Genomic DNA, 20,748 nt, shown 5'->3' with positions numbered 1-20,748 from the left:
AGCGGCGTGAAGACATCATGGCCGCCATGCAGGCGCACCAGGTCATCATCGTCTGTGGTGAAACCGGCTCGGGCAAAACCACGCAGCTGCCCAAAATGGCCTTGGCGCTTGGGCGAGGCAGTTGGGTCAACGGGCCAAAACAATGGGGGTCAGACCCCCATTTAACTTCAGCCAACTCGCCATCTCAATTGGGGTCAGAGCCCGAGTTTTGCTCCGCAAAATCGGGATCCGACCCCAAATGCTCATCGGACGCTGATCTCAAAAGTACCGACTCGAAATCGGGGTCAGACACCGATTTTGCGGAGCAAAACTCGGGCTCTGACCCCGATATCGGTGCCCGTCAAAGCAAAGGCGCTGCCCCCGATTTCGTTGCCCGTCAAAGCAAAGGCGCTGCCCCCGACGCCGGCAAACCAAAACGTCGCCAAATCATTGGCCACACGCAGCCTCGCCGGATTGCCGCCACCTCGGTGGCCAAGCGGATTGCCGACGAGCTGAAAACCCCGCTGGGTGAGGTGGTGGGCTACAAGGTGCGCTTTCAAGACAAGCTGTCGCGCGACGCCTCGGTGAAGCTGATGACCGACGGTATTTTGTTGGCCGAGACGCAAACCGATCCGCTGCTGCTGGCCTACGACACGCTCATCATTGACGAGGCGCACGAGCGCAGTTTGAACATCGATTTTTTGCTGGGCTATTTGCGCCAAATCTTGCCGCGCCGCCCCGATCTGAAAATCATCGTCACCTCGGCCACCATCGACGCCGACCGATTTGCCCAGCACTTCGCCTCGGCCAAAGGCCCCGCGCCTGTGCTGATGGTGTCGGGCCGCACCTTCCCGGTGGAGATGCGCTACCGCCCCTGGGAAGAAAGCCGCGAGCACGATCTGGGCAATGCCATTGCAGACGCGGTGGACGAGCTGTGGACCGGCGCACCACGTGGCGACATTTTGGTGTTTTTGCCGGGCGAGCGCGAGATTCGCGATGCCGCCGACCACCTGCGCGGCCACTTGGCGCACAACGCCTACACCCGTCATGTTGAGGTGCTGCCGCTGTTTGCACGGCTGTCGCAGGCCGAACAAGAGCGGGTGTTTGAAACCGGCGGCGCACCGCGCATCGTGCTGGCCACCAACGTGGCCGAAACATCGCTCACTGTGCCCGGCATCCGCTATGTGGTGGATGCAGGCATGGCCCGTGTGAAGCGCTACAGCTTCAGAAGCAAAGTGGAGCAACTGTTGGTGGAGCCGATCAGCCAAGCCGCCGCCAACCAACGTGCTGGCCGCTGTGGCCGGGTGGCCGATGGCATCTGCATTCGCCTCTACGACGAGAAAGATTTCAACGGCCGCCCGCGCTTCACCGAGCCCGAAATTTTGCGCAGCTCTTTGGCCGGCGTGATTTTGCGGATGATGTCTTTGCGCTTGGGCGATGTGGCCGACTTTCCGTTTTTGGAAGCGCCTCGGCCCAAAGCGATTTCGGATGGTTTTCAACTGCTCAACGAGCTGGGCGCGGTGACCGAAGACCACAGCCTGACGCCCATTGGCCATGAGCTGTCCAAGCTGCCCCTGGACCCGCGCGTGGGGCGCATGATCTTGGCGGCCCGCGAGCAACAAAGCCTGCACGAGGTGCTGATCATTGCCTCGGCGCTGAGTGTGCAAGACGTGCGCGACCGCCCCTTGCAAGCGCAAACCCAGGCCGACCAAGCGCATGCCAAGTTCAAGGACGACAAGAGCGAGTTCAGCGGCTATTTGCGTTTGTGGGATTGGCTGCAAGGTTCGCGTGGCGGGGAGAGTGCTGCGGCTCAGCCAGAAGCGGGTGCAGGCCCAGCGAAAAAAGGCATGGCACCTGCCAGCGCCACCGGTGCCACGCACAAACTGTCAAACCGCCAACACGACAACCTGCTGCGCCAAAACTTCATCAACATCCGCCGTTGGCGCGAGTGGCGTGATGTGCACAGCCAGCTGCTGACGGTGGTGAAAGAGCAGCGCTGGACCCTCAACGACAAGCCCGCCAGCTACGAGCAACTGCACCTGAGCATGTTGAGCGGCTTGCTGGGCAACATCGGTTGGAAGCAAGACGAAGAAGACATTTACTTGGGCGCACGTGGCATCAAGTTCCACCGCCATCCCGGCGTGCATTTGCGCAAGAAACCCGGCAAGTGGTTGGTGTGCGCCGAGCTGGTGGAAACCACGCGCTTGTTTGGGCGGGGCATTGCCAACATCGAGCCGACATGGCTGGAGCAGGTGGGTGCGCACCTCTTGAAAAAACAACTGCTGGACCCGCACTGGGAAGCGCGGCACGGCGACGTGGTGGCCTTTGAACGCGCTACCCTGTATGGCCTGGTGGTGTACAGCGGGCGCCGCGTGCCCTATGCCAAAGCCGACCCGGTGTTGGCGCGGCAAATTTTCATTCGCGAAGCGCTGGTGGAAGCGCAGTGGCAAACACCGCTGGCCTTCATGGCCGCCAACAAAAAACTCATGGCCCAAGTGATGGAGCTGGAACACAAATCGCGCCGCCAAGACGTGCTGGTGGACGAGGCCATGATCCAAGCGTTTTACGAGCAGCATTTGCCCGAGGACGTGTGCAGTTGCAAAACCCTGGAGCGCTGGCACCGCGATGAAAGCCGCCGTCGCAGCGCAGCGGGCGACCAGACCGAGCCGCTACTCATGACCCGCGAAGCCCTGATGCGCCACGAAGCCGTGGGCATCACCGCGCAAGCCTTTCCAAAAATGGTGCGCTTGGGTGGCGTGGACTGCGCCGCCCAGTATTTGCATGCGCCCGGCGACAGCAAAGACGGACTGACCGTGACCGTGCCTTTGTTTGTGCTGAACCAAGTGAGCGAGGACCGCGCCGAGTGGCTGGTGCCCGGGATGTTGAAAGACAAGATTCAGGCGCTGTTGAAAAGCCTGCCGCAACGCCCCCGCAGCCGCTTTGTGCCCCTGCCCGAGAGCGCCGCCCGACTGGCGCAAGCACTGTCTGCGCCCGAGGTGTTTGGCGCAGGCGGTTTGACCGATGTGCTGCTGAAAAAAACCCGCGATGAAACCAGCTTGGACATCAAACGCACCGACTTCAAACTTGACATGCTGAGCGCCCACTTTTTCATGAACTTCAAAGTGGTGGACGAACACGGCCGCCAACTGGGGCAAGGCCGCAACCTCGGCGCCCTGAAAGCCGAACTCGGCGCCCAGGCCCGCGGTGCCTTCCAAGCCCTGGCTGGCCTGAAGGTGAAATCGCTCGCCGATGAGAAATTGGGGTCAGATCCCGATTTGGCACAGCCGCAGAAGACGGGCTTTTCGAAATTGGGGTCAGACCCCGATTTTGCTCAGCCGCATAAGACGGGCTTTTCGAAATTGGGGTCAGACCCCGATTTTGCGAAGCAAAACTCGGGCTCTGACCCCAATTTCAATCAAGCATCTAAAGCAGGCTCTGACCCCAATTTCAACCATTCGGCGAAAACCCGCCACACCACCTGGTCCTTCGGCGAACTCCCCGAGCTGATGGAAATCAGCAAAGGCGGCCAATCCCTCATCGGCTTCCCCGCCTTGGTGGACCTGGGCGACGCCGTCAGCATCGAGGTGTTTGACGAGCCCGACCTCGCCGCCACCAAGCACCGCGCTGGTCTGCGCCGCCTGTTTGCGCTGCAAATCAAAGACGCCCTCAAGTACCTGGAAAAAAACATCCCCGACCTGCAAAAAATGACCGTGGCCTACATGCTGGTGGGCAAGACGCCCGAGGGCGCGGGCGGCGGCACCTCGGAAGAACTGAAGCAGCAGATTTTGGATGTGGCGCTGGAACGCGCGTTTTTGCTCGAGCCGCTGCCCAACGACGAGGCCAGCTTCAAGCGCCGCGTGGACGAGGGCAGAGGGCGCTTGACCCTGATTGCCAACGAAGTGGCACGGCTGGCTGGCGGTATTTTGTTGGAGTTTGGCGCGGCCGCCCGCAAGATCAAGGACACGAAAAATGCGCCCGACGCCACCGCCGACTGCGCCCAACAACTGCAACGCCTGATGCCCAAACACTTCATGGCCGCCACCCCGTGGCCGCAGTTGCAGCACTACGGCCGCTACCTGAAAGCCATCACCTTGCGGCTGGATAAGTACCGAGCCGACCCTGCCCGTGACGCCCTGCGCTTGGCTGAGCTGAAACCGCTGGAGCAAAAGTATTGGCGCTTGGTGGCCGATCGCAAAGGCCAAACCGACGCGCGGATGCTGGAATTCCGATGGTTATTGGAAGAACTGCGCGTGAGCTTTTTTGCGCAAGAACTGCGAACCCCGCAGCCGGTGAGTATCAAGAGGCTTGAAAAAGCTTGGGCTCAGCTTTCGCAATGAGCCCCTGGCTTTTCAGCGCAGACTCACATCTGCCTGAAAGGCATGTGAGTCGAAGCTAAAAGGTTTGGGGGCAGTTGAATCATTGAGGCAAAACCCAAGGGTTGATGACGGTCAGGCCTGCTGCCTCAAAGGGGCCAGTGTCACGTGTAGCGACCATCAAGCCATGTTGAATCGCGGTTGCCGCAATATAGCCATCTGCAGCTGTAATCGCTTGGCCTTGTGCCCTTGCCAAGGCTCGCAGCGCTGCATAAGCTTCGGTCGTTGCTTCATCAAAGGCCAAGATTCGGCCCACAAACAAGGGCAAGATGCGTTGCTCTAGGCTAGTGTGCAGGGTGTCTTTTCGCTTTCCTGCTGGCATGCTTGCAATACCAAAACGCAATTCAGCCAAACTGATCGTGGACAAATACAGTGTTTCGATCAACTGGGCGTCCAGCCAAGCTAAAACCTTCGCATCGCCTCCAAGCTTGATAGGCTCAGAGATGACGTTGGTGTCAAGCAGAATCATTCGAAGCTCAGCGGTTCAGTGGGTGTTTTGTCGCGTTCAATCATCAGATCTACGCCACCAGCCAGCTGCCCAATTTCGGCCAGCAATGAACCCAGTTTGACGCGGTCGTCTGGCCGGGCCGCGCTTTCAAGAATAGCGCGTACTTCGGCCTCGGTACTCCTTCCGGCCATCGCGGCCCGAACCCGCAATGCACGATGTGTTTCTTCAGGAATGTTGCGTACGGTGATGGACGACATGGGCATCTCCAGGAAATTGATCTCAATGATTGCATATTACATTAAGTGCAATCACTCATGTCATGGTTGGCTAAATAATAAATTCAAAATTTGATATTGCGCCATGCGCGTGTCTCATGTGCTCAAAGGTGATCGACCCGTGACTGCTGAATTGGCTTTGCGACTTGATCGCGCCTTTGGTCAAACCCCGCAATATTGGCTCAACCTGCAAGCCACCTATGACTTGAAGCTGGCACAAATCGAAATAAAAGATGATTTAAAGCAGGTGAGGTAGTTGGCGGGTTCGTGAATCAGTCTTTAGACGGAACTCAATGCGCTACCGACGCCGCAATCCTCTCGGCATTCAACTCGGGGTTGAGCAACTGCGCAAACTCATACACAAACTGGCGCAAATACGCGTGGCGTTTGAAGGCAATACGCGCCAAGTTGTGGCCAAACAAATGACCGGCAGGGCGCACCACCAGGTCGGTGTCGGTGATGTCACGCACCGCCATCTCGGCCACGATGCCCACACCCAAACCCAGTCGCACATAGGTTTTGATCACGTCCGAGTCAATCGCTTCCAAGGCAATGCGCGGCGACAGGTGCAGCGCGGCAAAAGCTTTGTCGATGCGGGTGCGGCCGGTGAACGAGGGGTGGTAGGTGATGATGGGTTCGTTCGCCAAGTCGCTCAGTTGCAGGTCCGGCACGTTCACCAGCGGGTGGTCGGCGGGCAGCACCAGCACGTGCTGCCATTCGTAGCAGGGCAGGGTGATCAACTCGGGGTAGTCCGACAGGCTCTCGGTGGCAATGCCAATTTCAGCGGTTTCATCCAACACCATGCGGGCCACTTGATCGGGCGCACCTTGGTGCAGGCTGATGTTCACATTCGGGTAGGCGCTGCGCAGTTGTGCCACGGGCAGGGGCAACACATAGCGGGCTTGGGTGTGGGTGGTGGCAATCGACAAGGTACCCGAGTCTTGGGCGCTGTACTGCTCACCAATGCGCTTCAAGTTGCTCACCTCGCGCAAGATGATGTCAATGCTTTTCAAGACATGCTCGCCGGGCTCGGTGACACGCTTCAAGCGCTTGCCGTGGCGGCCAAAAATCTCGATGCCCAACTCGCCTTCCAACTCCAGAATGGCTTTGGACACGCCAGGCTGCGAAGTGTGCAGTACTTTGGCCACTTCGGTCAGGTTGAGGTTGCGGCGGACCGCCTCTTGGACAAAGCGAAATTGGTGCAGGTTCATGGCATTAATGGCATAAGAAAGGCGTTCATTATGCCTTTTGCTAGGGGTAAGCCCCCCGCGCCTAGCTGGGGTTGGCGATGGCGATCTGGGCCAGCAGATCCAATAAATCCGGGTGTTCTCCTACCGCGGGCAGGGGCTCGAACGCCACATTGGGGTGGGCATCGCGCAAGGCTTGCAGCATCACCGGCAGGTCTTCGCGCACATGCTTGCCCACGCCAAAAAACATGGGCACCACCCGCACCTGGGTGCAACCCTGGCGCACCAACGCGGCCACCGCGTCGCTCAAGGAGGGGGTGCTCAGCTCCAAGTAGGCGCAGGCCACGGCCACATCTGGTTGCAGGGCGGCCACACGCTCGGCCACGGCTTGCATGGGGCGGTGCCAAAGTGGGTCGCGTGACCCATGCGCAAACAAAACAATCGATTTCATCGTCAATGCCTCAGAACCAGCCAGCCAAAAGCCAGCAAGGATGCCGTCATGTAAACAATGCCGGGGGTGGCAGCCGCCAGCCAAGGCGACCAAGCGTTGAGGTTGCCCACAAAGCCAAACAAATTGTTGAGCAAAATGAAACTCAAGCCAATGATCACGCCCAAAAACACCATGCTGTTCATGTTGGTGTTTCGCAGGTGCAAGTAGCCAAAAGGCAAGGACAAAATCACCATCACCAAGCAACTCATGGGGTAGAACACTTTCTTCCAAAAGTCGATTTCATAGCGCTGTGAGGCTTGGCCGTTGTTGTTCAGGTGCTGGATGTAATTGAACAAGTCGATGGTGGCCATGCGCTCGGGCTTGAGCAAGGCCACCGACACCATGTCCTCGGTCAGGCTGTTGGGCCAGTTGTAGCTGTCCAGCACCGAGCGCTCGATGTTTTGGTTCGAGGTGTCAAGCGGTTTGAAGGTGTCTGTTTGAACCGATCGCAACTGCCAATATTGCCCATCTGGCGAAAACGAGCCTTGCGCGGCCATGAGCATGCCGCTCAAGCGGCCGGCGGCATCAAATTGAAATACCCGCACACCGGCCAACTGTCCGTCGTTGCTGAGTGCGGCCACATTCACCACATTGGATCTGTCGCCTTGGGACTCTTTCAGCCAAGCGCCTGATGTCCCCAAGCTGATGGTCACGCCCAAGTACTTGGCTTTGAGCAACTGACCTTGCCGACTGGCCATGGGTGACAAATAGTCGCCGACTAAAAAGGTGACCACCACGAAGAGCAAACCCATTTCAAGCAGCAGACGCAGGGCCTTGAATGGCCCCAGACCGCTGGTGCGCAAAATCGTGAATTCCGAGCTTTGTGCCAAGCGTGCCATGACAAAGATGGTGCCAATCAGCACAGTGATGGGCATCAACTCATAAACATGGTTGGGCACTTGCAGCGTCACGTACATCAGGGCGTGTCGCATGTTGTAGGCGCCGCCGGGACCTTGGCCAATGCGCTTGAGTTCTTCTACCAAGTCGAAGAAAAAGAACAAACCAACAAATCCCAAGGTGACAAAAATCACCTTCGACAGAATTTCCTGGTACATCATTCGGCGCAAGGTTTTCATGTGGGTTGTCCTTGCAGGCCAGGCATTCGGCGGCTGCGCTTGAACATCATGCCTTGCTGGGCACGCCAAAGCAAAATCAAACAGGCCAACACAAACACCGGCAAGTGCAATGCCAACAGCATATCGGTCATGCCGAGTTTGCCCACCACCACCCAGTTGCGGCTCATGTTGACGAAGTTGTAATAGGTGAAAAAGCTGACCAAGGTCAACATCAACGAACCCGAGCGACCACTGCGTGGGTTGATAAAGGGGATGCCAATGGCCAACAACAAGAGATTGACAGCAGCAACGATCATGCCGATGCGCCAGGTCAACTCGCCTTTGCTGGCAGGCGTGAGGTTGGCGATCAATTCTTGTGGTTGCTTGGCCTGGGCATCTTGCAAGCTTGTTTGCATCGGTTTGATATCAACCAAGGAAGAATAGGTATCGAACTCCACGACCTGGAATTCATTTTTTTCGGCATTGATTTCTATCCGCTGACCGTTGCTGAGAACCAAATAACGGTTGCCCATGCGGTTTTCCAGCAGTCCGGTTTGCGAGCTCACAATGGTTTGCGTGTTGTTCTCGTTGGCAACAATGAATATCTGGTTGCCTTGGCCTTGAGAAGCGCTGGATTTGTCGATGAAAAAAATGCGTTTGCCATCGGCCGACTCCTGGAACAAGCCGGGTTGTATGCGCTCCAAGTCACCACGTTGTTCAAACCGCTCGCGCACTTCAAAGATTTGCTGGTTGGACCATGGCCAAGCAAACAACGTCAAGACAATGATCGCCAACAACCAGGGCAGGGCAAACAAAAGGGTCGGGCGCAGAAGTTTGAAGGTGCTTTGGCCACTGGCCTGCCAGATCACCATTTCACTGTCGGCGTACATGCGCGACAAGGTGGACACCGTGGCCACATACAGGCTGAGCGTCAGCAAGGAATGCAGGTTGCTCAGCATGGTGTAGCCCAGCACCAAGCTCACGTCTTCCAAACTGATACGCCCAAATGAGGCATCACCAAAAGTGCGAATCAGCCACACCGTCAACACGATGGTCGTCAAGACCACCAAGGTTGCCCAGAAATAGCGGGACAACTCGTTGCGGATGGAGGAATGGAATAACATACAAAGCAATTGAAAAGGCAGATTATGAACTTGGAACTTCAGACCCTCTCTTGGGCGCAGGCGGCATCGGCCAAAACCGATGCTTTGGTGGTCTTGGTCTCGAAATCTTCGCAAGTCCAAACGGGCCTGATTGCCAACATGCTGGCACAAGCGGAAAAGTCAGGCGATTTCTCCTCTGCCGCCGGTCAATGCCTGTTGTGGTGGAAACCCCCGGGCCTCAAAGCTTTGCGTTTGGTGCTTGTTGGCGTTGGTGAAGGCCGTGCCGCCGATGTACGCGCAGGTGTCACAGCCGCCATCACCGCTTTGAAGAAATCCAAAGCCGCCAGCGTCACGCTGTGCTTGTCTGCTGATCAAGCCGAGCACCTGGTGGTGGCAGCCCAAGCTGCTGCTGACGCCAGCTACGTCTACACCGCTACCAAGCCCAGTGCCAAAGCGCAAACCATCGTTAAAGTGGTGCTGGGTGTCCCCAATGCAACCCAAGCCAAACCTGATTTCGCCGTCGCCCAAGCCCAAATGGCCGGTGTGGCACTCGCCCGCGAATGGGGTAACCGACCCGCCAACCACGCGACACCAGATCATCTCGCCCAAGCGGCCAAGGGATTGGCCAAGCATGCGCGTATCAGCTGCCAAGTGCTCGGTCTGAAAGAAGTGGAGCGTTTGGGCATGGGCTCTTTCGCCGCTGTGGCCCAAGCGTCGGCACAGCCCCTGCGCTTCATCATCTTGCATTACAAGGGCGCAGCCGCCACCCAAGCGCCGGTGGTGCTGGTGGGCAAGGGCATCACCTTTGACACTGGTGGCATTTCATTGAAACCAGGCCCCGGCATGGATGAAATGAAATTCGACATGTGCGGTGCGGCCAGCGTGTTGGGCACCTTTGAAGCCTTGGCGCACTTGAAGCCAGCTTTGAACGTCGTCGGCCTGATTCCCGCTTGCGAAAACATGCCGGGCGGCAAAGCCCTGAAGCCCGGGGACGTGGTCACCAGCATGAGTGGTCAAACCATCGAGATTTTGAACACCGACGCCGAAGGCCGCTTGGTCTTGTGTGATGCGCTCACCTATGCCAAACGCTTCAAGCCTCGTGCTGTCATCGATATTGCCACCCTCACGGGTGCTTGCGTCATTGCGCTGGGTCATTTGCGCAGCGGCTTGTACGCCACCGACGAATCCTTGGCCGCACAGCTGTTGGCCGCTGGGGAACAAAGCCTCGATTTGTGCTGGCGCATGCCCTTGGATGATGAATACGCGGAAGGGCTGAAGTCCAACTTCGCCGATGTGGCCAACGTGGCCGATCGTTCTGCTGGCTCTGTCACGGCGGCCAAATTCTTGCAGCGATTCACCAAAGACTACCCTTGGGCGCACTTGGACATCGCGGGCTCGGCTTGGAAAAGTGGCGCTGCCAAGGGCGCCACCGGTCGGCCCGTACCCTCCTTGCTGGCCTACCTCATGGCACAAACACCGACGGCCACCAAGTCGACCAAACGCAGCGCCAAACCGGCCACCAAGCGCCGTTGATGCAGGGCTGACAAGCGCATGACCGAGGTGGCTTTTCATTTCAACGCGCCCGACAAACTGAGTTACGCCTGTCGCTTGTTGCGCAAGGCTTGCAGCAATTCCGCCCAAGTGGTGGTCATGGGCACAGACGACTTGATGGTCGACTTGGATGCGGCCCTGTGGACCTTCTCGGCCACCGCCTTTGTGCCGCATTGTTTGGCCAGTGCGGATGCCATCACCTTGCAACATACCCCTGTGGTGCTGGTCCAGGGTGACCAAGTGCCTGCTGGTTTGCCGCACCACCAGGTGTTGTTGAACCTGGGCTCAACGTTGCTCAGTGGATTTGAAACCTTTGAAAAAGTCATTGAAGTGGTGACCCATGATGAGCAAGACCGCGCCATGGCCCGTCTGCGTTGGAAGCATTACGCTGACCGTGGCTACCCTCTGGTGCGCCATGATTTGGCTTTGAAAGCCTGACCCATGAACAAGCCACACATTCCCAAGTCGCCTGTGCCCATGCTGACAGAAGTGGTGCAGGTGAATGGCAGCTTGCGCCCGGCTGTGTTTCCTTGGGCACCAAAAGCGCCACAAGCGCCCAAAGTGCCACCTTTGAAAACCATGCCTCAGACAGCACCCTTGGCATCTGAACAAGCCTTGCTAGCCGACAAGGTGATTGCACGAGTTCATGCGCAATTGGCCCTCATCCTGCCAGAGATGATGCGCACCGCGGTGGATGAGGTGCTGAACGAGCACTTGCAGGCGCAAGGCCCACCCGATCAAAACTCGCCACCCAAGTGAATTTTGGAAAACGTTTATCCCTTAGCCAGGGCAAGGTGTATTATTCAATAATGATTCTTTTGGATTAACTCAACCTCGGGAGCTGACTGTGAAACTTCAAATGACTTTGGCTGCGGTATTGACTGCTTCATGCCTTCAAGCAATGGCACAAGATGTGATCAAGATTGGTCACGTAGGGCCCGTGAGCGGCGCTATCGCTCACTTGGGCAAGGACAATGAAAACGGCGCACGCTTGGCGATTGAGGAACTCAATGCCAAGGGTTTGTCCATCGGTGGCAAAAAAGTGAAGTTTGTCTTGTTGGCCGAAGACGATGCCGCTGATCCCAAACAAGGCACAGCAGCTGCCCAAAAATTGGTGGATCAAAATGTCAACGGCGTGGTTGGGCACTTGAACTCGGGCACTTCCATTCCTGCCTCCAAAATCTACAGCGATGCTGGCATTCCTCAAATTTCGCCCTCATCCACCAACCCCAAACTGACCCGTCAAGGCTATAAAACCACCTTCCGCGTGGTGGCTGACGACGTGCATCTGGGGGGCACACTGGGGCGCTATGCCATCAAGGGCTTGAAAGCCAAAACTTTTGCGGTCATTGACGACCGCACCGCCTATGGTCAAGGGGTGGCCGATGAATTTGCCAAGGCTGCCACGGCCGCAGGCGGTACTCAAATTGGCCGCGAATTCACCACCGACAAAGCCACCGACTTCACTGCCATCTTGACCACCCTCAAAGGAAAAAAACCGGATGTGGTGTTCTTTGGCGGGATGGATGCTGTGGCCGGTCCCATGCTCAAACAAATGAAGTCCTTGGGTTTGAATGCCAAATTCATGGGCGGTGACGGTATTTGCACGGGTGAATTGATGAAGCTTGCAGGCGACAGCATGGCTGATAACCAGGTTTTTTGCGCTGAAGCTGGGGGCATTGAAGAAAAATCTGCCAATGCGTTCAAGGCCAAGTTCAAGAAACGCTTTGACACCGATGTCCAGCTGTATGCCCCTTATGTGTATGACGCTGTGAATGTGATGGCAGACGCGATGGTGAAAGCCAATTCATCCGATCCAGCCAAATACCTGCCGGTTTTGGCCAAAACCAGCGGCTACAAAGGTGTGACGGGCGATATTGCTTTTGATGGAAAAGGGGATATCAAAAACGGCGCACTGACGTTGTTCACCTTCAAAGCCGGTAAGCGCGATTCCATCAAGATCGTTCGTTAATGGGTCAGGAGTTGCAGCGTCCAGCTGGTTTTTTGCCAAGATAAAACTTCCTGCTGCAACAAATGACTTGACTGCGGGAACCGCTGTGACCATAGCGGTTCCAATTTCAATTCAAAGCAGCGTGGCACCTGGCTCGACAAACTCAGATGCATGCCTTCGAACTGGGGCTCTCGTCTGGCGTGACACAAAATCACAGCCAGCCGAAGGCTGAGCAACTGATAGACAAAGAACACGTCTTCAAAGTCAATCTCAAGCTTGCGCAACTTCCCTTTGTGACCCAATACCAACAGGCTCAAGCGGTGCAACTCTTGCATCACGAAACCCGGTGTGTCGGTGTTTTCTAAAATGTAAGCACCGTGTTTATGGGCATCGGTGTGGGAAATTTGGGTGCCAATTTCATGCAGTTGCGCTGCCCAATGTAATTTCTTCAAATACCTGGTCCAAGCTTGTTCATCATGATCCACGGGTTGCAGTTGCTTGAGGAAAGCACATGCCACACGGCTCACACGTTGTGCTTGCTGGATATCAGCATGAAAGGTTTTTTGAATGCCTTCAACGGTGATCGCACGAATGTCTTTGTCTTCATCTTCTCGTTGTATCAAATCGTATAAAAGGCCGTGACGCAGCGCCCCAGGTGTGACCTTCAGGGTCTCGATGTCAAACAAATCCATGACGGCACTCAACACACTCAGGCCGCCGCCAATCACGGCTTTGCGGTCTTCACGCAAACCATCCAGTCTGAGCTTGTCCACATGTCCAATTTGAACCAGATGGTCTTTGAGCCAATGAATACCCTTGCGCGTGATCACATCTGAGGGCCATCCAGCTGCTTGCAATGCTTCTGCAACCGCCCCAACAGTGCCAGACGAGCCATAAGCCACATCCCAAGATTTTTTTGGGAAAACCGCCACGGCTTCATCCAGGATGGCTTTGGCAGCCACTTCAGCCTTGTGGAATGCTTGTGCAGTGAGGTCACCAGTGGCGAAGTACTTCATGCTCGATGCCACGCTGCCCAAACGGTAGGATTCCAGCACTTTCGCTTGCTTGCCTTGACCCAAAATGCACTCGGTCGAACGCCCCCCAATGTCAATGATGAGACGGTTTTCAGAAGAATGAGGCAGCAGGTGTGAAACACCTTGGTAGATCAACCGGGCCTCTTCTCGGCCAGACACCACCTCGATGGGGAAACCCAAAATTTTGTGCCCTTTGTCCAAAAACACTTTGCGGTTGCGGGCTTCGCGCAGTGTTTGGGTGGCCACAACCCGGACTTGGCTGGCTTTGAACCCGGCCAGTCTTTCTGCAAACCGGGACAAGCAGTCCCAGCCTCGCTCCATGGCCGCCGGGCTCAAGTTGCGGTCATCGTCCAAACCGTTGCCTTGCCTGACGGCCTCTTTCAGGTATTCGATGCGTTGAATCAGGCCGTGGCTGTAGCGACAAATTTCCAGACGAAAGCTATTGGAGCCCAGGTCAATGGCTGCAAGCAAAGTTTCGTTTTTCATGAGGGATCGGGGGGTTGGAGATGCAACGCAAAGTTCAAATGTGCATTGATTTGTATTATTTTTGGGAGATCGCAGGGTCAAGATCGCATTATCATATGACGCTTATATGACCAAAAGATGAATAATTCCTTGAGGGCGGACATGGCAGACATCAAAATGTCATATTCCCAGAATAGAGTGAAGAAGTTGTCAGTCGTTTTGCCGCACACAGCGGCTTGTTTCTTCCCTCTCAAGGAGTATCCATGAAATTTGTTCAAAGTGCGATGTTGGGTCTAGGTGCAGTGCTTCTGGCAGGCGCCGTTCAGGCCCAAGACATCACTGGCGCAGGTGCCACTTTCCCATTTCCTATTTATGCCAAGTGGGCTGAGGCTTACAAAGAGACCACTGGCGTTGGCATGAATTACCAATCCATTGGTTCATCCGGCGGCCTCAAGCAAATTCGCGCCAAAACCGTGACTTTTGGTGCCACAGACGCGCCAGTTACTGGCCCAGATTTGGACAAAGACGGCATGGTCCAGTTCCCAGCCATCATTGGCGGTACTGTTCCAGTGGTCAACTTGGCAGGTTTCAAGCCTGGTGAGTTGCGCATCACAGGTTCCATCCTGGCTGAAATGTACATGGGCAAAATCACCAAATGGAACGATCCCAAATTCACCGCCTTGAACCCAGGTAAGAACCTTCCCGACGAATCCATCACCATTGTGCACCGCGCTGATGGCTCGGGCACCACCTTCAACTTCACCGATTACCTGTCTTCCATCAGCAAAGACTGGGCCGACTCTGTGGGCAAAGGCGCTGCTGTGAAGTGGCCAGCACCGTCTTCGGTGGGTGGCAAGGGCAACGAAGGTGTGGCTGCGAACGTCAACCGCATCAAAGGCTCTGTGGGCTACGTGGAATACGCTTACGTGAAAAAGAACAAAATGAATTTCATGCAATTGCAAAACGCCAATGGCAAGTACGTCAGCCCTGACGACTTGACTTTTGCCGCTGCGGCTGCAGGTGCCGATTGGTTCAGCGTCCCTGGCATGGGCGTCTCCATGGTCAACGCCAAAGGCGATACCAGCTGGCCGATCTCTACCGCATCATTCATCGTGATGTACAAGACGCCTGATAACAAATCGGCATCTGAGGCAGCTTTGAAGTTTTTCGACTGGTCTTTCAAGAATGGCAAAAAAATGGCGGCAGAGCTTGACTATGTCCCATTGCCAGATGCTTTGACGGATCAGATCCGCAGCAAAGTTTGGACTCAAATCAAAAAGTAAATTGATTCATCAGAAGATCGGTTGGTGGTTGAATGACCGCCAACCGATTGGTTTGATTGAGCTGTTCTTTTGAAAGATCCAGGCATGCAATCGACATACCCAATAGAAGCGCACAACATGACGACAACCATCAGCAAATCTAATCTCCATGCAGTGGGTAGACGTCAGCGTTTTCAAGATGCCATCTTTCATCGCTTAACCCAAGGCTTTTCTCTCTTGGTGTTGTTGGCATTGGCTGGGATCATCGTCTCGTTGTTCATCAATGCGTGGCCAACTTTCCAAAAGTTTGGATTTAAATTTATTTGGTATGTCGAATGGGACATCATCAATGAAGAATTTGGCGCTGCCATCGCCATTGTTGGCACATTGGCCAGTGCTGGTATTGCCATGCTTTTTGCAGTGCCACTGGCCTTTGGCATTGCGGTTTTCCTGACTGAAACTTGCCCTGTTTGGCTGCGTCGCCCCTTGGGTACAGCCATTGAATTGCTGGCTGCTGTTCCATCCATCATTTACGGCATGTTTGGCTTGTTTGTTTTTGCCCCCATATTTGCCGACTACATTCAGATGCCACTTCGTGACCTGATGGCTGGCATGCCCATCATCGGCTCGCTGTTCAGTGGTGCAGTCAACGGCATGGGTATCTTGGCTGCCGGTATTGTGTTGGCTTTCATGGTGCTGCCATTCGTTGCCGCCGTGATGCGCGATGTGTTTGAAATCACACCCTCCATCTTGCGCGAATCGGCATATGGCTTGGGATGCACGACTTGGGAGGTGGTTCGCAAAATCGTTCTGCCTTACACACAGAAAGGTGTCATTGGCGGCGTGATGCTGGGTCTTGGCAGAGCGCTTGGAGAAACCATGGCCGTGACCTTCGTGATTGGCAATGCCAACCGGATGCCAACATCGCTTTTCTCCCCCGGAACTTCCATCGCATCAACCCTTGCGAATGAATTTGGAGAAGCTGCTGATTTCCACATCACTTCATTGTTCGCCTTGGGCTTCATGCTATTCATCATCACCTTCGTGGTGTTGGCAGCTGCCAAGATCATGATCAACAGAGCTGAAAAAGCAAAGGGCTTCTAAAGTGGAAAACAACATGGACTTGGGCATTTATCGTCGTCGGCAGCTGGTTAATTTTTGGGGATTGCTCACCTCCATGCTGGCCATGGCCATCGGTTTGGCCGTCTTGTTCTGGATTTTGTTTGTGCTGTTTTCCAATGGCTTTGCCTCTTTGGACTGGAACATGTTCACCAAAGACACGCCAGCGCCGGGCACCGAGGGCGGCGGATTGCGCAATGCCATCGTGGGGAGTTTGATGATTGTTGGCCTCACCGTGCTGGTGGCCACACCCGTTGGTATCTTGGCAGGCATTTACATGGCCGAGTACGGCGACACCAGTGTCACGGCCAATATCACCAGATTCGTGACAGACATCATGTTGTCTGCGCCATCCATTGTGATTGGCTTGTTTGTCTATGCCATCGCTGTTGCAACCTTGGGCACCTTCTCTGGCTATGCGGGCAGTTTAGCCCTGACACTCATCGCTATTCCTGTGGTGATGCGCACCACTGAAAACATGCTGCGATTGGTGCCCGGAAGTCTTCGAGAGGCAGCTTTTGCACTGGGTGCACCACGTTGGAAAGTCTCGTTATCAGTCACCTTGCGTGCTGCCAAAAATGGCGTCATCACAGGCTTGTTGCTGGCGGTTGCCCGCATCAGCGGTGAAACGGCGCCGCTGTTGTTCACAGCGCTCAACAATCAATTCTTCAATTCAGACATGAGCTCGCCCATGGCCAACTTGCCTGTGGTCATTTTCCAATTCGCCATGAGTCCTTATGACAATTGGATCCGCTTGGCTTGGGGCGGTGCGTTGATCGTCACCATGGCCGTGTTGGTGCTGAACATCATGGCGCGAATCTTTTTCCGCAGCAAACAAACCACTTGATTTTGTTCATGCTCACCTCATTCGACAGTTACATCACGCAGGAAATTTATGGTTGAAACCACACCCAAAAATGCCATTGAAGTAAAAAACCTTGATTTCTATTACGGAAAATTTCAAGGATTGAAAAAGATCAATCTCAATATTCAAGAGAATGCTGTGACTGCTTTCATCGGCCCCTCTGGATGCGGCAAGTCCACCCTGCTCAGAACATTCAACCGCATGTACAGCTTGTACCCAGGGCAGCATGCGGAAGGTGAAATTCTTTTTTACGGTCGAAACATCTTGGAAAAATCACAAGATTTGAACTTGCTTCGCGCTCAAATTGGCATGGTTTTTCAAAAACCAACGCCATTTCCCATGTCGATTTATGACAACATTGCTTTTGGCATTCGCTTGTACGAAAACCTTTCGCGCAGTGAGATGGACGACCGCGTCGAGTCAGCCTTGCAAAAGGCCGCGATCTGGAATGAAGTCAAAGACAAGCTCGGTCAAAGCGGACTTTCGCTGTCGGGTGGACAGCAGCAACGTCTTTGCATTGCCAGAACGGTTGCCGTTCGGCCCAAAGTGATTTTGTTAGATGAGCCCACTTCAGCCTTAGACCCGATTTCAACGTCCAAGGTTGAAGAATTGATCAACGAGCTGAAAAAAGAATACACCGTGGCTATCGTGACCCACAATATGCAGCAAGCTGCGCGGGTATCTGATTTCACCGCCTACATGTACTTGGGTGATATGGTGGAATTCGGCGTCACAGAGCAAATCTTTTTCAAGCCTCAGCGAAAAGAAACTGAGGACTACATCACTGGTCGATTTGGTTGATTTGAATTTTTTATTGAAGGATTTCTATGCCTGATAAACACCTGTCGTCACAGTTTGACTTAGAACTCAACAACGTTTCGTCCCGGTTGATGGAGATGGGTGGTTTGGTTGAGTCGCAGATTCAGCAAGCTATTTATGCACTGTCTCTTTTTGTGGTTGATGTTGCGGATCAAGTCATTGCCACAGAAAAACGAGTGAATGCCATGGAGGTTGAAATTGACAGAGAAATTTCAACCATCATCGCCAGAAGGCAGCCTACCGCCAATGATTTGCGTCTGCTGATTGCCCTGTCCAAGGCAACAGCCAATTTGGAGCGTGCTGGGGATGAGGCCAATAAGATTGCCCGCATGGTCAAGTCAATCGCATCAAGCGGTATCTACAAGTCCTTGCCATCATCTGAATTGCGCAAAAGTGCGGAACTGGCCAGCGGCTTGATTCGCAAATCTCTCGATGCATTCGCTCGCCTTGACACAAGCACTGCACTGACCATCATGAAAGAGGATGATTTGATCGACAAGGAGTTCGACGGCTTTGTACGCAAACTCATCACTTACATGATGGAAGATCCCCGCACGATCACTCCTAGCCTAGATTTGTTGTTTGTCGCCAAAGCGCTAGAGCGCATCGGAGACCATGCCAAAAACATTGCTGAGCTCATCATCTACATCGTCAAGGGTGAAGATGTTCGGCATGCAAGTTTGGAGCAAATTGAATCTAAACTTCAATAAAAAAACATGCGTCACATGCCCCGAGTGTTGATTGTTGAAGACGAGGCCGCTATTGCCGAGTTGATTTCTGTGAATTTAAAACACAATGGCCTATCCCCCATTTGGGCTGAAGATGGCGAAAGTGCACAGCGCGAAATTGATGCTGTCTTGCCTGATGTCATCTTGCTTGATTGGATGCTGCCAGGGCAGCACGGCGTGGTATGGGCTCGAAAATGGCGAAGTGATCCTCGCACCAAATCTGTTCCTATTTTGATGCTCACAGCCAAAAGCGAAGAGCATGACAAAGTTTCAGGCTTGGACGCGGGTGCTGACGACTACATTACCAAACCTTTTTCAACCCAAGAATTGCTTGCACGGATTCGCTCTGTATTGCGTCGTCGCGCCCCAGAACAAGCTGAAGACAGCGTCACCATTGGGCAATTGCACTTGGATGGTGCTACCCATCGCGTTTCATTCAATGGCCTTGCACTCAAACTAGGCCCCACGGAATTTAAGTTGCTGAATTTTTTCATGCACCATGCTGAGCGCGTTCATTCCAGAGCACAACTGCTCGACAAAGTATGGGGTGATCATGTTTTCATCGAAGAACGAACGGTGGATGTCCATGTCAAGAGGTTGCGCGAAGCCCTTGGCGAGGCTGGCGCCATGGTTGAGACTGTCCGTGGTGCAGGCTATCGATTTACCCATAAAGTTCAGTCTCAGCAACCATGATCTTTGAGCGACTGGTCGCTTTATTCTTGCTGCTTGTATGCGCAGGATCAGTTGGCTATTTTATTTTTCCAGCCCATCTTTCGATGCAAGGTGCACTTATTTGCATGCTGCTGATGTCTATCGGGACGGTCCTGTCGGATATTTTGAATGCTTCGCGTTTTTTGAAATGGTTGAAGTCAGATGATCATGCTTTTGATCCTTTCAAGTCCGGCTTTTGGGAAGAGGCGAGTCTGCGGGTACGCAAAATTTTCAAACAGAAAGAATCTGCCCGCATCGCCAGTGAAGAAAGCCTGCGTCAGTTTTTGGCGGCTATACAAGCATCACCCAATGGCGTCTTGCTGCTTGACTCCGATTCGCGAATTCAATGGAGCAATCAAACTGCTGCCAAGCACCTTGGTATTGACCCGCAAATCGATGCGCATCAGTTGATTGGTAATTTACTGCGAAACCCAACATTCAGTAGTTATGTGTACTCGAAAAGCTTTGACCACGAAGTCATCATTGAAGGTCGACTGCATCGCGTTGACCGGCCACACAGGTTGGGCGTTCAAATATTCCCCTATGGCGACGGTCGCATGTTATTGCTTTCAAGGGATGTCACATTGATTGAGCAAGCTGAGGTGATGCGGCGTGATTTTGTGGCCAATGTTTCTCATGAGATCCGCACTCCTCTCACCGTGCTTTTGGGTTTTGTTGAAACACTGCAAACGCTTCAACTAACACCACAAGAGCAAGAGAATTATTTGCAACTGATGGCCAAGCAAGCTCTTCGAATGAAATCCTTGGTTGAAGATTTGCTGACTTTGTCTAAGCTTGAGGGCAGTCCCTATCCAAGTTTTCAAGAGTGGACTTCTTTGAAATCAATTCTCAAGCAATGCGAAGAAGATGCCGATGGTTTGATGAAAACTTTGCAAGTTGATGGCTCACCACCACACGTCATGTCTTTTCATATTTCTGATTCGTTGGCAGATGTTGAAATTTCCGGATCTATTCAAGAATTAACCAGTGCATTCACCAATCTCATCAGCAATGCATTGAGATACACCCCGGGTGGAGGAAGTGTCAATGTCTCATGGTCAAAACAAGAAGAGGGTGCAGCCTTTATTGTCAAAGACACAGGTCCAGGGATCAGTGCTGAGCACTTGCCAAGGTTGTCCGAACGTTTTTACCGAATTGATCGAAGCCGATCCAGGGACACTGGTGGTACGGGCTTGGGCTTGGCCATTGTCAAGCATGTGATGCAACGCCATGGTGGACATTTGCAAGTTGAGAGTGATTTGAACCAAGGCTCTCAATTCACACTGCTTTTTCCAAGCAGTCGATTGAAAGAGCCTGAAAAAACAAGTTAAGT

At 54.0% G+C, this 20,748-nt stretch carries 20 protein-coding genes; 13 read left to right on the top strand and 7 right to left on the bottom strand.

Translation table 11 applies throughout. From position 1 onward, the window contains the following. Window positions 1-17 precede the first annotated feature (17 nt). The gene (gene hrpA / locus AC8GFP_RS13105; RefSeq protein ID WP_506614006.1) at window positions 18-4,316 is read left to right on the top strand and encodes an ATP-dependent RNA helicase HrpA; all 4,299 of its coding nucleotides are present in this window, start codon (window positions 18-20) and stop codon (window positions 4,314-4,316) included. A gap of 79 nt (window positions 4,317-4,395) precedes the next feature. Here hrpA and AC8GFP_RS13100 read toward each other — a convergent pair whose 3' ends face one another. Beyond that, on the bottom strand, window positions 4,396-4,821 hold the full coding sequence (locus AC8GFP_RS13100) for a type II toxin-antitoxin system VapC family toxin (RefSeq protein ID WP_506613901.1): 426 nt from the start codon (window positions 4,819-4,821) through the stop codon (window positions 4,396-4,398). Further along, window positions 4,818-5,057: a FitA-like ribbon-helix-helix domain-containing protein gene (locus AC8GFP_RS13095; RefSeq protein ID WP_506613899.1), complete on the bottom strand. Its 240-nt coding sequence runs from the start codon at window positions 5,055-5,057 to the stop codon at window positions 4,818-4,820. Before AC8GFP_RS13095 ends, AC8GFP_RS13100 begins: the two co-directional genes overlap by 4 nt. Window positions 5,058-5,160: 103 nt before the next feature. Between AC8GFP_RS13095 and AC8GFP_RS13090 the strand changes: the two genes are divergently transcribed. Beyond that, the gene (locus tag AC8GFP_RS13090; protein ID WP_506613897.1) at window positions 5,161-5,331 is read left to right on the top strand and encodes a HigA family addiction module antitoxin; all 171 of its coding nucleotides are present in this window, start codon (window positions 5,161-5,163) and stop codon (window positions 5,329-5,331) included. Between the two features lie 34 nt (window positions 5,332-5,365). Here AC8GFP_RS13090 and AC8GFP_RS13085 read toward each other — a convergent pair whose 3' ends face one another. The 4 genes from AC8GFP_RS13085 to lptF form a co-directional block, all read right to left on the bottom strand. After that, window positions 5,366-6,286: a CysB family HTH-type transcriptional regulator gene (locus AC8GFP_RS13085; protein WP_506613895.1), complete on the bottom strand. Its 921-nt coding sequence runs from the start codon at window positions 6,284-6,286 to the stop codon at window positions 5,366-5,368. Between the two features lie 61 nt (window positions 6,287-6,347). After that, window positions 6,348-6,713 carry a sirohydrochlorin chelatase gene (locus AC8GFP_RS13080; protein ID WP_506613893.1) on the bottom strand — a complete coding sequence of 122 codons (366 nt, stop codon included), beginning with the start codon at window positions 6,711-6,713 and terminating at the stop codon, window positions 6,348-6,350. Window positions 6,714-6,715: 2 nt separating this feature from the next. After that, complete coding sequence (gene lptG / locus AC8GFP_RS13075) at window positions 6,716-7,828, bottom strand: LPS export ABC transporter permease LptG (RefSeq protein WP_506613891.1); 1,113 nt, start codon at window positions 7,826-7,828, stop codon at window positions 6,716-6,718. Then, on the bottom strand, window positions 7,825-8,931 hold the full coding sequence (gene lptF, locus AC8GFP_RS13070; protein ID WP_506613889.1) for an LPS export ABC transporter permease LptF: 1,107 nt from the start codon (window positions 8,929-8,931) through the stop codon (window positions 7,825-7,827). The genes lptG and lptF overlap by 4 nt, the downstream gene beginning before the upstream one ends. A 24-nt stretch (window positions 8,932-8,955) precedes the next feature. Between lptF and AC8GFP_RS13065 the strand changes: the two genes are divergently transcribed. The 4 genes from AC8GFP_RS13065 to AC8GFP_RS13050 all read left to right on the top strand — a co-directional run bounded on the left by AC8GFP_RS13065 (window position 8,956) and on the right by AC8GFP_RS13050 (window position 12,433). After that, window positions 8,956-10,443 (top strand): leucyl aminopeptidase, encoded by a 1,488-nt coding sequence (locus tag AC8GFP_RS13065; RefSeq protein ID WP_506613887.1) that lies wholly within the window; start codon window positions 8,956-8,958, stop codon window positions 10,441-10,443. Window positions 10,444-10,461: 18 nt separating this feature from the next. Beyond that, window positions 10,462-10,899: a DNA polymerase III subunit chi gene (locus AC8GFP_RS13060; protein ID WP_506613885.1), complete on the top strand. Its 438-nt coding sequence runs from the start codon at window positions 10,462-10,464 to the stop codon at window positions 10,897-10,899. Between the two features lie 3 nt (window positions 10,900-10,902). Further along, the gene (locus AC8GFP_RS13055) at window positions 10,903-11,220 is read left to right on the top strand and encodes a hypothetical protein (RefSeq protein WP_506613883.1); all 318 of its coding nucleotides are present in this window, start codon (window positions 10,903-10,905) and stop codon (window positions 11,218-11,220) included. Window positions 11,221-11,320: 100 nt separating this feature from the next. Continuing rightward, window positions 11,321-12,433, top strand: a complete 1,113-nt coding sequence (locus AC8GFP_RS13050) for a branched-chain amino acid ABC transporter substrate-binding protein (protein ID WP_506614004.1) — start codon at window positions 11,321-11,323, stop codon at window positions 12,431-12,433. On the opposite strand, the gene AC8GFP_RS13045 is transcribed toward AC8GFP_RS13050, so the two are convergent. Then, window positions 12,430-13,932: a Ppx/GppA phosphatase family protein gene (locus AC8GFP_RS13045; protein ID WP_506613881.1), complete on the bottom strand. Its 1,503-nt coding sequence runs from the start codon at window positions 13,930-13,932 to the stop codon at window positions 12,430-12,432. The two genes, AC8GFP_RS13050 and AC8GFP_RS13045, sit on opposite strands and share 4 nt — an antisense overlap. 242 nt (window positions 13,933-14,174) lie before the next feature. Between AC8GFP_RS13045 and pstS the strand changes: the two genes are divergently transcribed. From pstS to phoR, 7 genes are all read left to right on the top strand, one after another. Next, on the top strand, window positions 14,175-15,194 hold the full coding sequence (pstS, locus tag AC8GFP_RS13040; RefSeq protein WP_506613879.1) for a phosphate ABC transporter substrate-binding protein PstS: 1,020 nt from the start codon (window positions 14,175-14,177) through the stop codon (window positions 15,192-15,194). Between the two features lie 117 nt (window positions 15,195-15,311). After that, window positions 15,312-16,277 carry a phosphate ABC transporter permease subunit PstC gene (gene pstC, locus AC8GFP_RS13035; protein ID WP_506613877.1) on the top strand — a complete coding sequence of 322 codons (966 nt, stop codon included), beginning with the start codon at window positions 15,312-15,314 and terminating at the stop codon, window positions 16,275-16,277. Window positions 16,278-16,290: 13 nt separating this feature from the next. Continuing rightward, window positions 16,291-17,139 (top strand): phosphate ABC transporter permease PstA, encoded by an 849-nt coding sequence (pstA, locus tag AC8GFP_RS13030; protein ID WP_506613875.1) that lies wholly within the window; start codon window positions 16,291-16,293, stop codon window positions 17,137-17,139. Between the two features lie 48 nt (window positions 17,140-17,187). Further along, complete coding sequence (gene pstB / locus AC8GFP_RS13025; protein ID WP_506613873.1) at window positions 17,188-17,958, top strand: phosphate ABC transporter ATP-binding protein PstB; 771 nt, start codon at window positions 17,188-17,190, stop codon at window positions 17,956-17,958. Window positions 17,959-17,984: 26 nt separating this feature from the next. Continuing rightward, complete coding sequence (phoU, locus tag AC8GFP_RS13020; RefSeq protein ID WP_506613871.1) at window positions 17,985-18,686, top strand: phosphate signaling complex protein PhoU; 702 nt, start codon at window positions 17,985-17,987, stop codon at window positions 18,684-18,686. A 6-nt stretch (window positions 18,687-18,692) separates the two neighbouring features. Then, window positions 18,693-19,397, top strand: a complete 705-nt coding sequence (phoB, locus tag AC8GFP_RS13015; RefSeq protein ID WP_506613869.1) for a phosphate regulon transcriptional regulator PhoB — start codon at window positions 18,693-18,695, stop codon at window positions 19,395-19,397. Then, window positions 19,394-20,746, top strand: coding sequence for a phosphate regulon sensor histidine kinase PhoR (phoR, locus tag AC8GFP_RS13010; protein WP_506613867.1), 1,353 nt, complete (start codon window positions 19,394-19,396; stop codon window positions 20,744-20,746). The genes phoB and phoR overlap by 4 nt, the downstream gene beginning before the upstream one ends. Window positions 20,747-20,748: the final 2 nt, after the last annotated feature.

The sequence above is a fragment of the Limnohabitans simekii (SeqCode) genome, from assembly GCF_965234735.1.
Taxonomy (GTDB): domain Bacteria; phylum Pseudomonadota; class Gammaproteobacteria; order Burkholderiales; family Burkholderiaceae_C; genus Limnohabitans; species Limnohabitans simekii.
This window is presented reverse-complemented; position numbering and strand designations above follow the sequence as displayed.

Bases quoted from the DNA above. Each gene is read 5' to 3' on its own strand.
- hrpA (WP_506614006.1), top strand. From the start codon at position 18: ATGGCCGCCATGCAGGCGCACCAGGTCATCATCGTCTGTGGTGAAACC.
- AC8GFP_RS13100 (WP_506613901.1), bottom strand. From the start codon at position 4,821: ATGATTCTGCTTGACACCAACGTCATCTCTGAGCCTATCAAGCTTGGA.
- AC8GFP_RS13095 (WP_506613899.1), bottom strand. From the start codon at position 5,057: ATGTCGTCCATCACCGTACGCAACATTCCTGAAGAAACACATCGTGCA.
- AC8GFP_RS13090 (WP_506613897.1), top strand. From the start codon at position 5,161: ATGCGCGTGTCTCATGTGCTCAAAGGTGATCGACCCGTGACTGCTGAA.
- AC8GFP_RS13085 (WP_506613895.1), bottom strand. From the start codon at position 6,286: ATGAACCTGCACCAATTTCGCTTTGTCCAAGAGGCGGTCCGCCGCAAC.
- AC8GFP_RS13080 (WP_506613893.1), bottom strand. From the start codon at position 6,713: ATGAAATCGATTGTTTTGTTTGCGCATGGGTCACGCGACCCACTTTGG.
- lptG (WP_506613891.1), bottom strand. From the start codon at position 7,828: ATGAAAACCTTGCGCCGAATGATGTACCAGGAAATTCTGTCGAAGGTG.
- lptF (WP_506613889.1), bottom strand. From the start codon at position 8,931: ATGTTATTCCATTCCTCCATCCGCAACGAGTTGTCCCGCTATTTCTGG.
- AC8GFP_RS13065 (WP_506613887.1), top strand. From the start codon at position 8,956: ATGAACTTGGAACTTCAGACCCTCTCTTGGGCGCAGGCGGCATCGGCC.
- AC8GFP_RS13060 (WP_506613885.1), top strand. From the start codon at position 10,462: ATGACCGAGGTGGCTTTTCATTTCAACGCGCCCGACAAACTGAGTTAC.
- AC8GFP_RS13055 (WP_506613883.1), top strand. From the start codon at position 10,903: ATGAACAAGCCACACATTCCCAAGTCGCCTGTGCCCATGCTGACAGAA.
- AC8GFP_RS13050 (WP_506614004.1), top strand. From the start codon at position 11,321: ATGACTTTGGCTGCGGTATTGACTGCTTCATGCCTTCAAGCAATGGCA.
- AC8GFP_RS13045 (WP_506613881.1), bottom strand. From the start codon at position 13,932: ATGAAAAACGAAACTTTGCTTGCAGCCATTGACCTGGGCTCCAATAGC.
- pstS (WP_506613879.1), top strand. From the start codon at position 14,175: ATGAAATTTGTTCAAAGTGCGATGTTGGGTCTAGGTGCAGTGCTTCTG.
- pstC (WP_506613877.1), top strand. From the start codon at position 15,312: ATGACGACAACCATCAGCAAATCTAATCTCCATGCAGTGGGTAGACGT.
- pstA (WP_506613875.1), top strand. From the start codon at position 16,291: ATGGACTTGGGCATTTATCGTCGTCGGCAGCTGGTTAATTTTTGGGGA.
- pstB (WP_506613873.1), top strand. From the start codon at position 17,188: ATGGTTGAAACCACACCCAAAAATGCCATTGAAGTAAAAAACCTTGAT.
- phoU (WP_506613871.1), top strand. From the start codon at position 17,985: ATGCCTGATAAACACCTGTCGTCACAGTTTGACTTAGAACTCAACAAC.
- phoB (WP_506613869.1), top strand. From the start codon at position 18,693: ATGCGTCACATGCCCCGAGTGTTGATTGTTGAAGACGAGGCCGCTATT.
- phoR (WP_506613867.1), top strand. From the start codon at position 19,394: ATGATCTTTGAGCGACTGGTCGCTTTATTCTTGCTGCTTGTATGCGCA.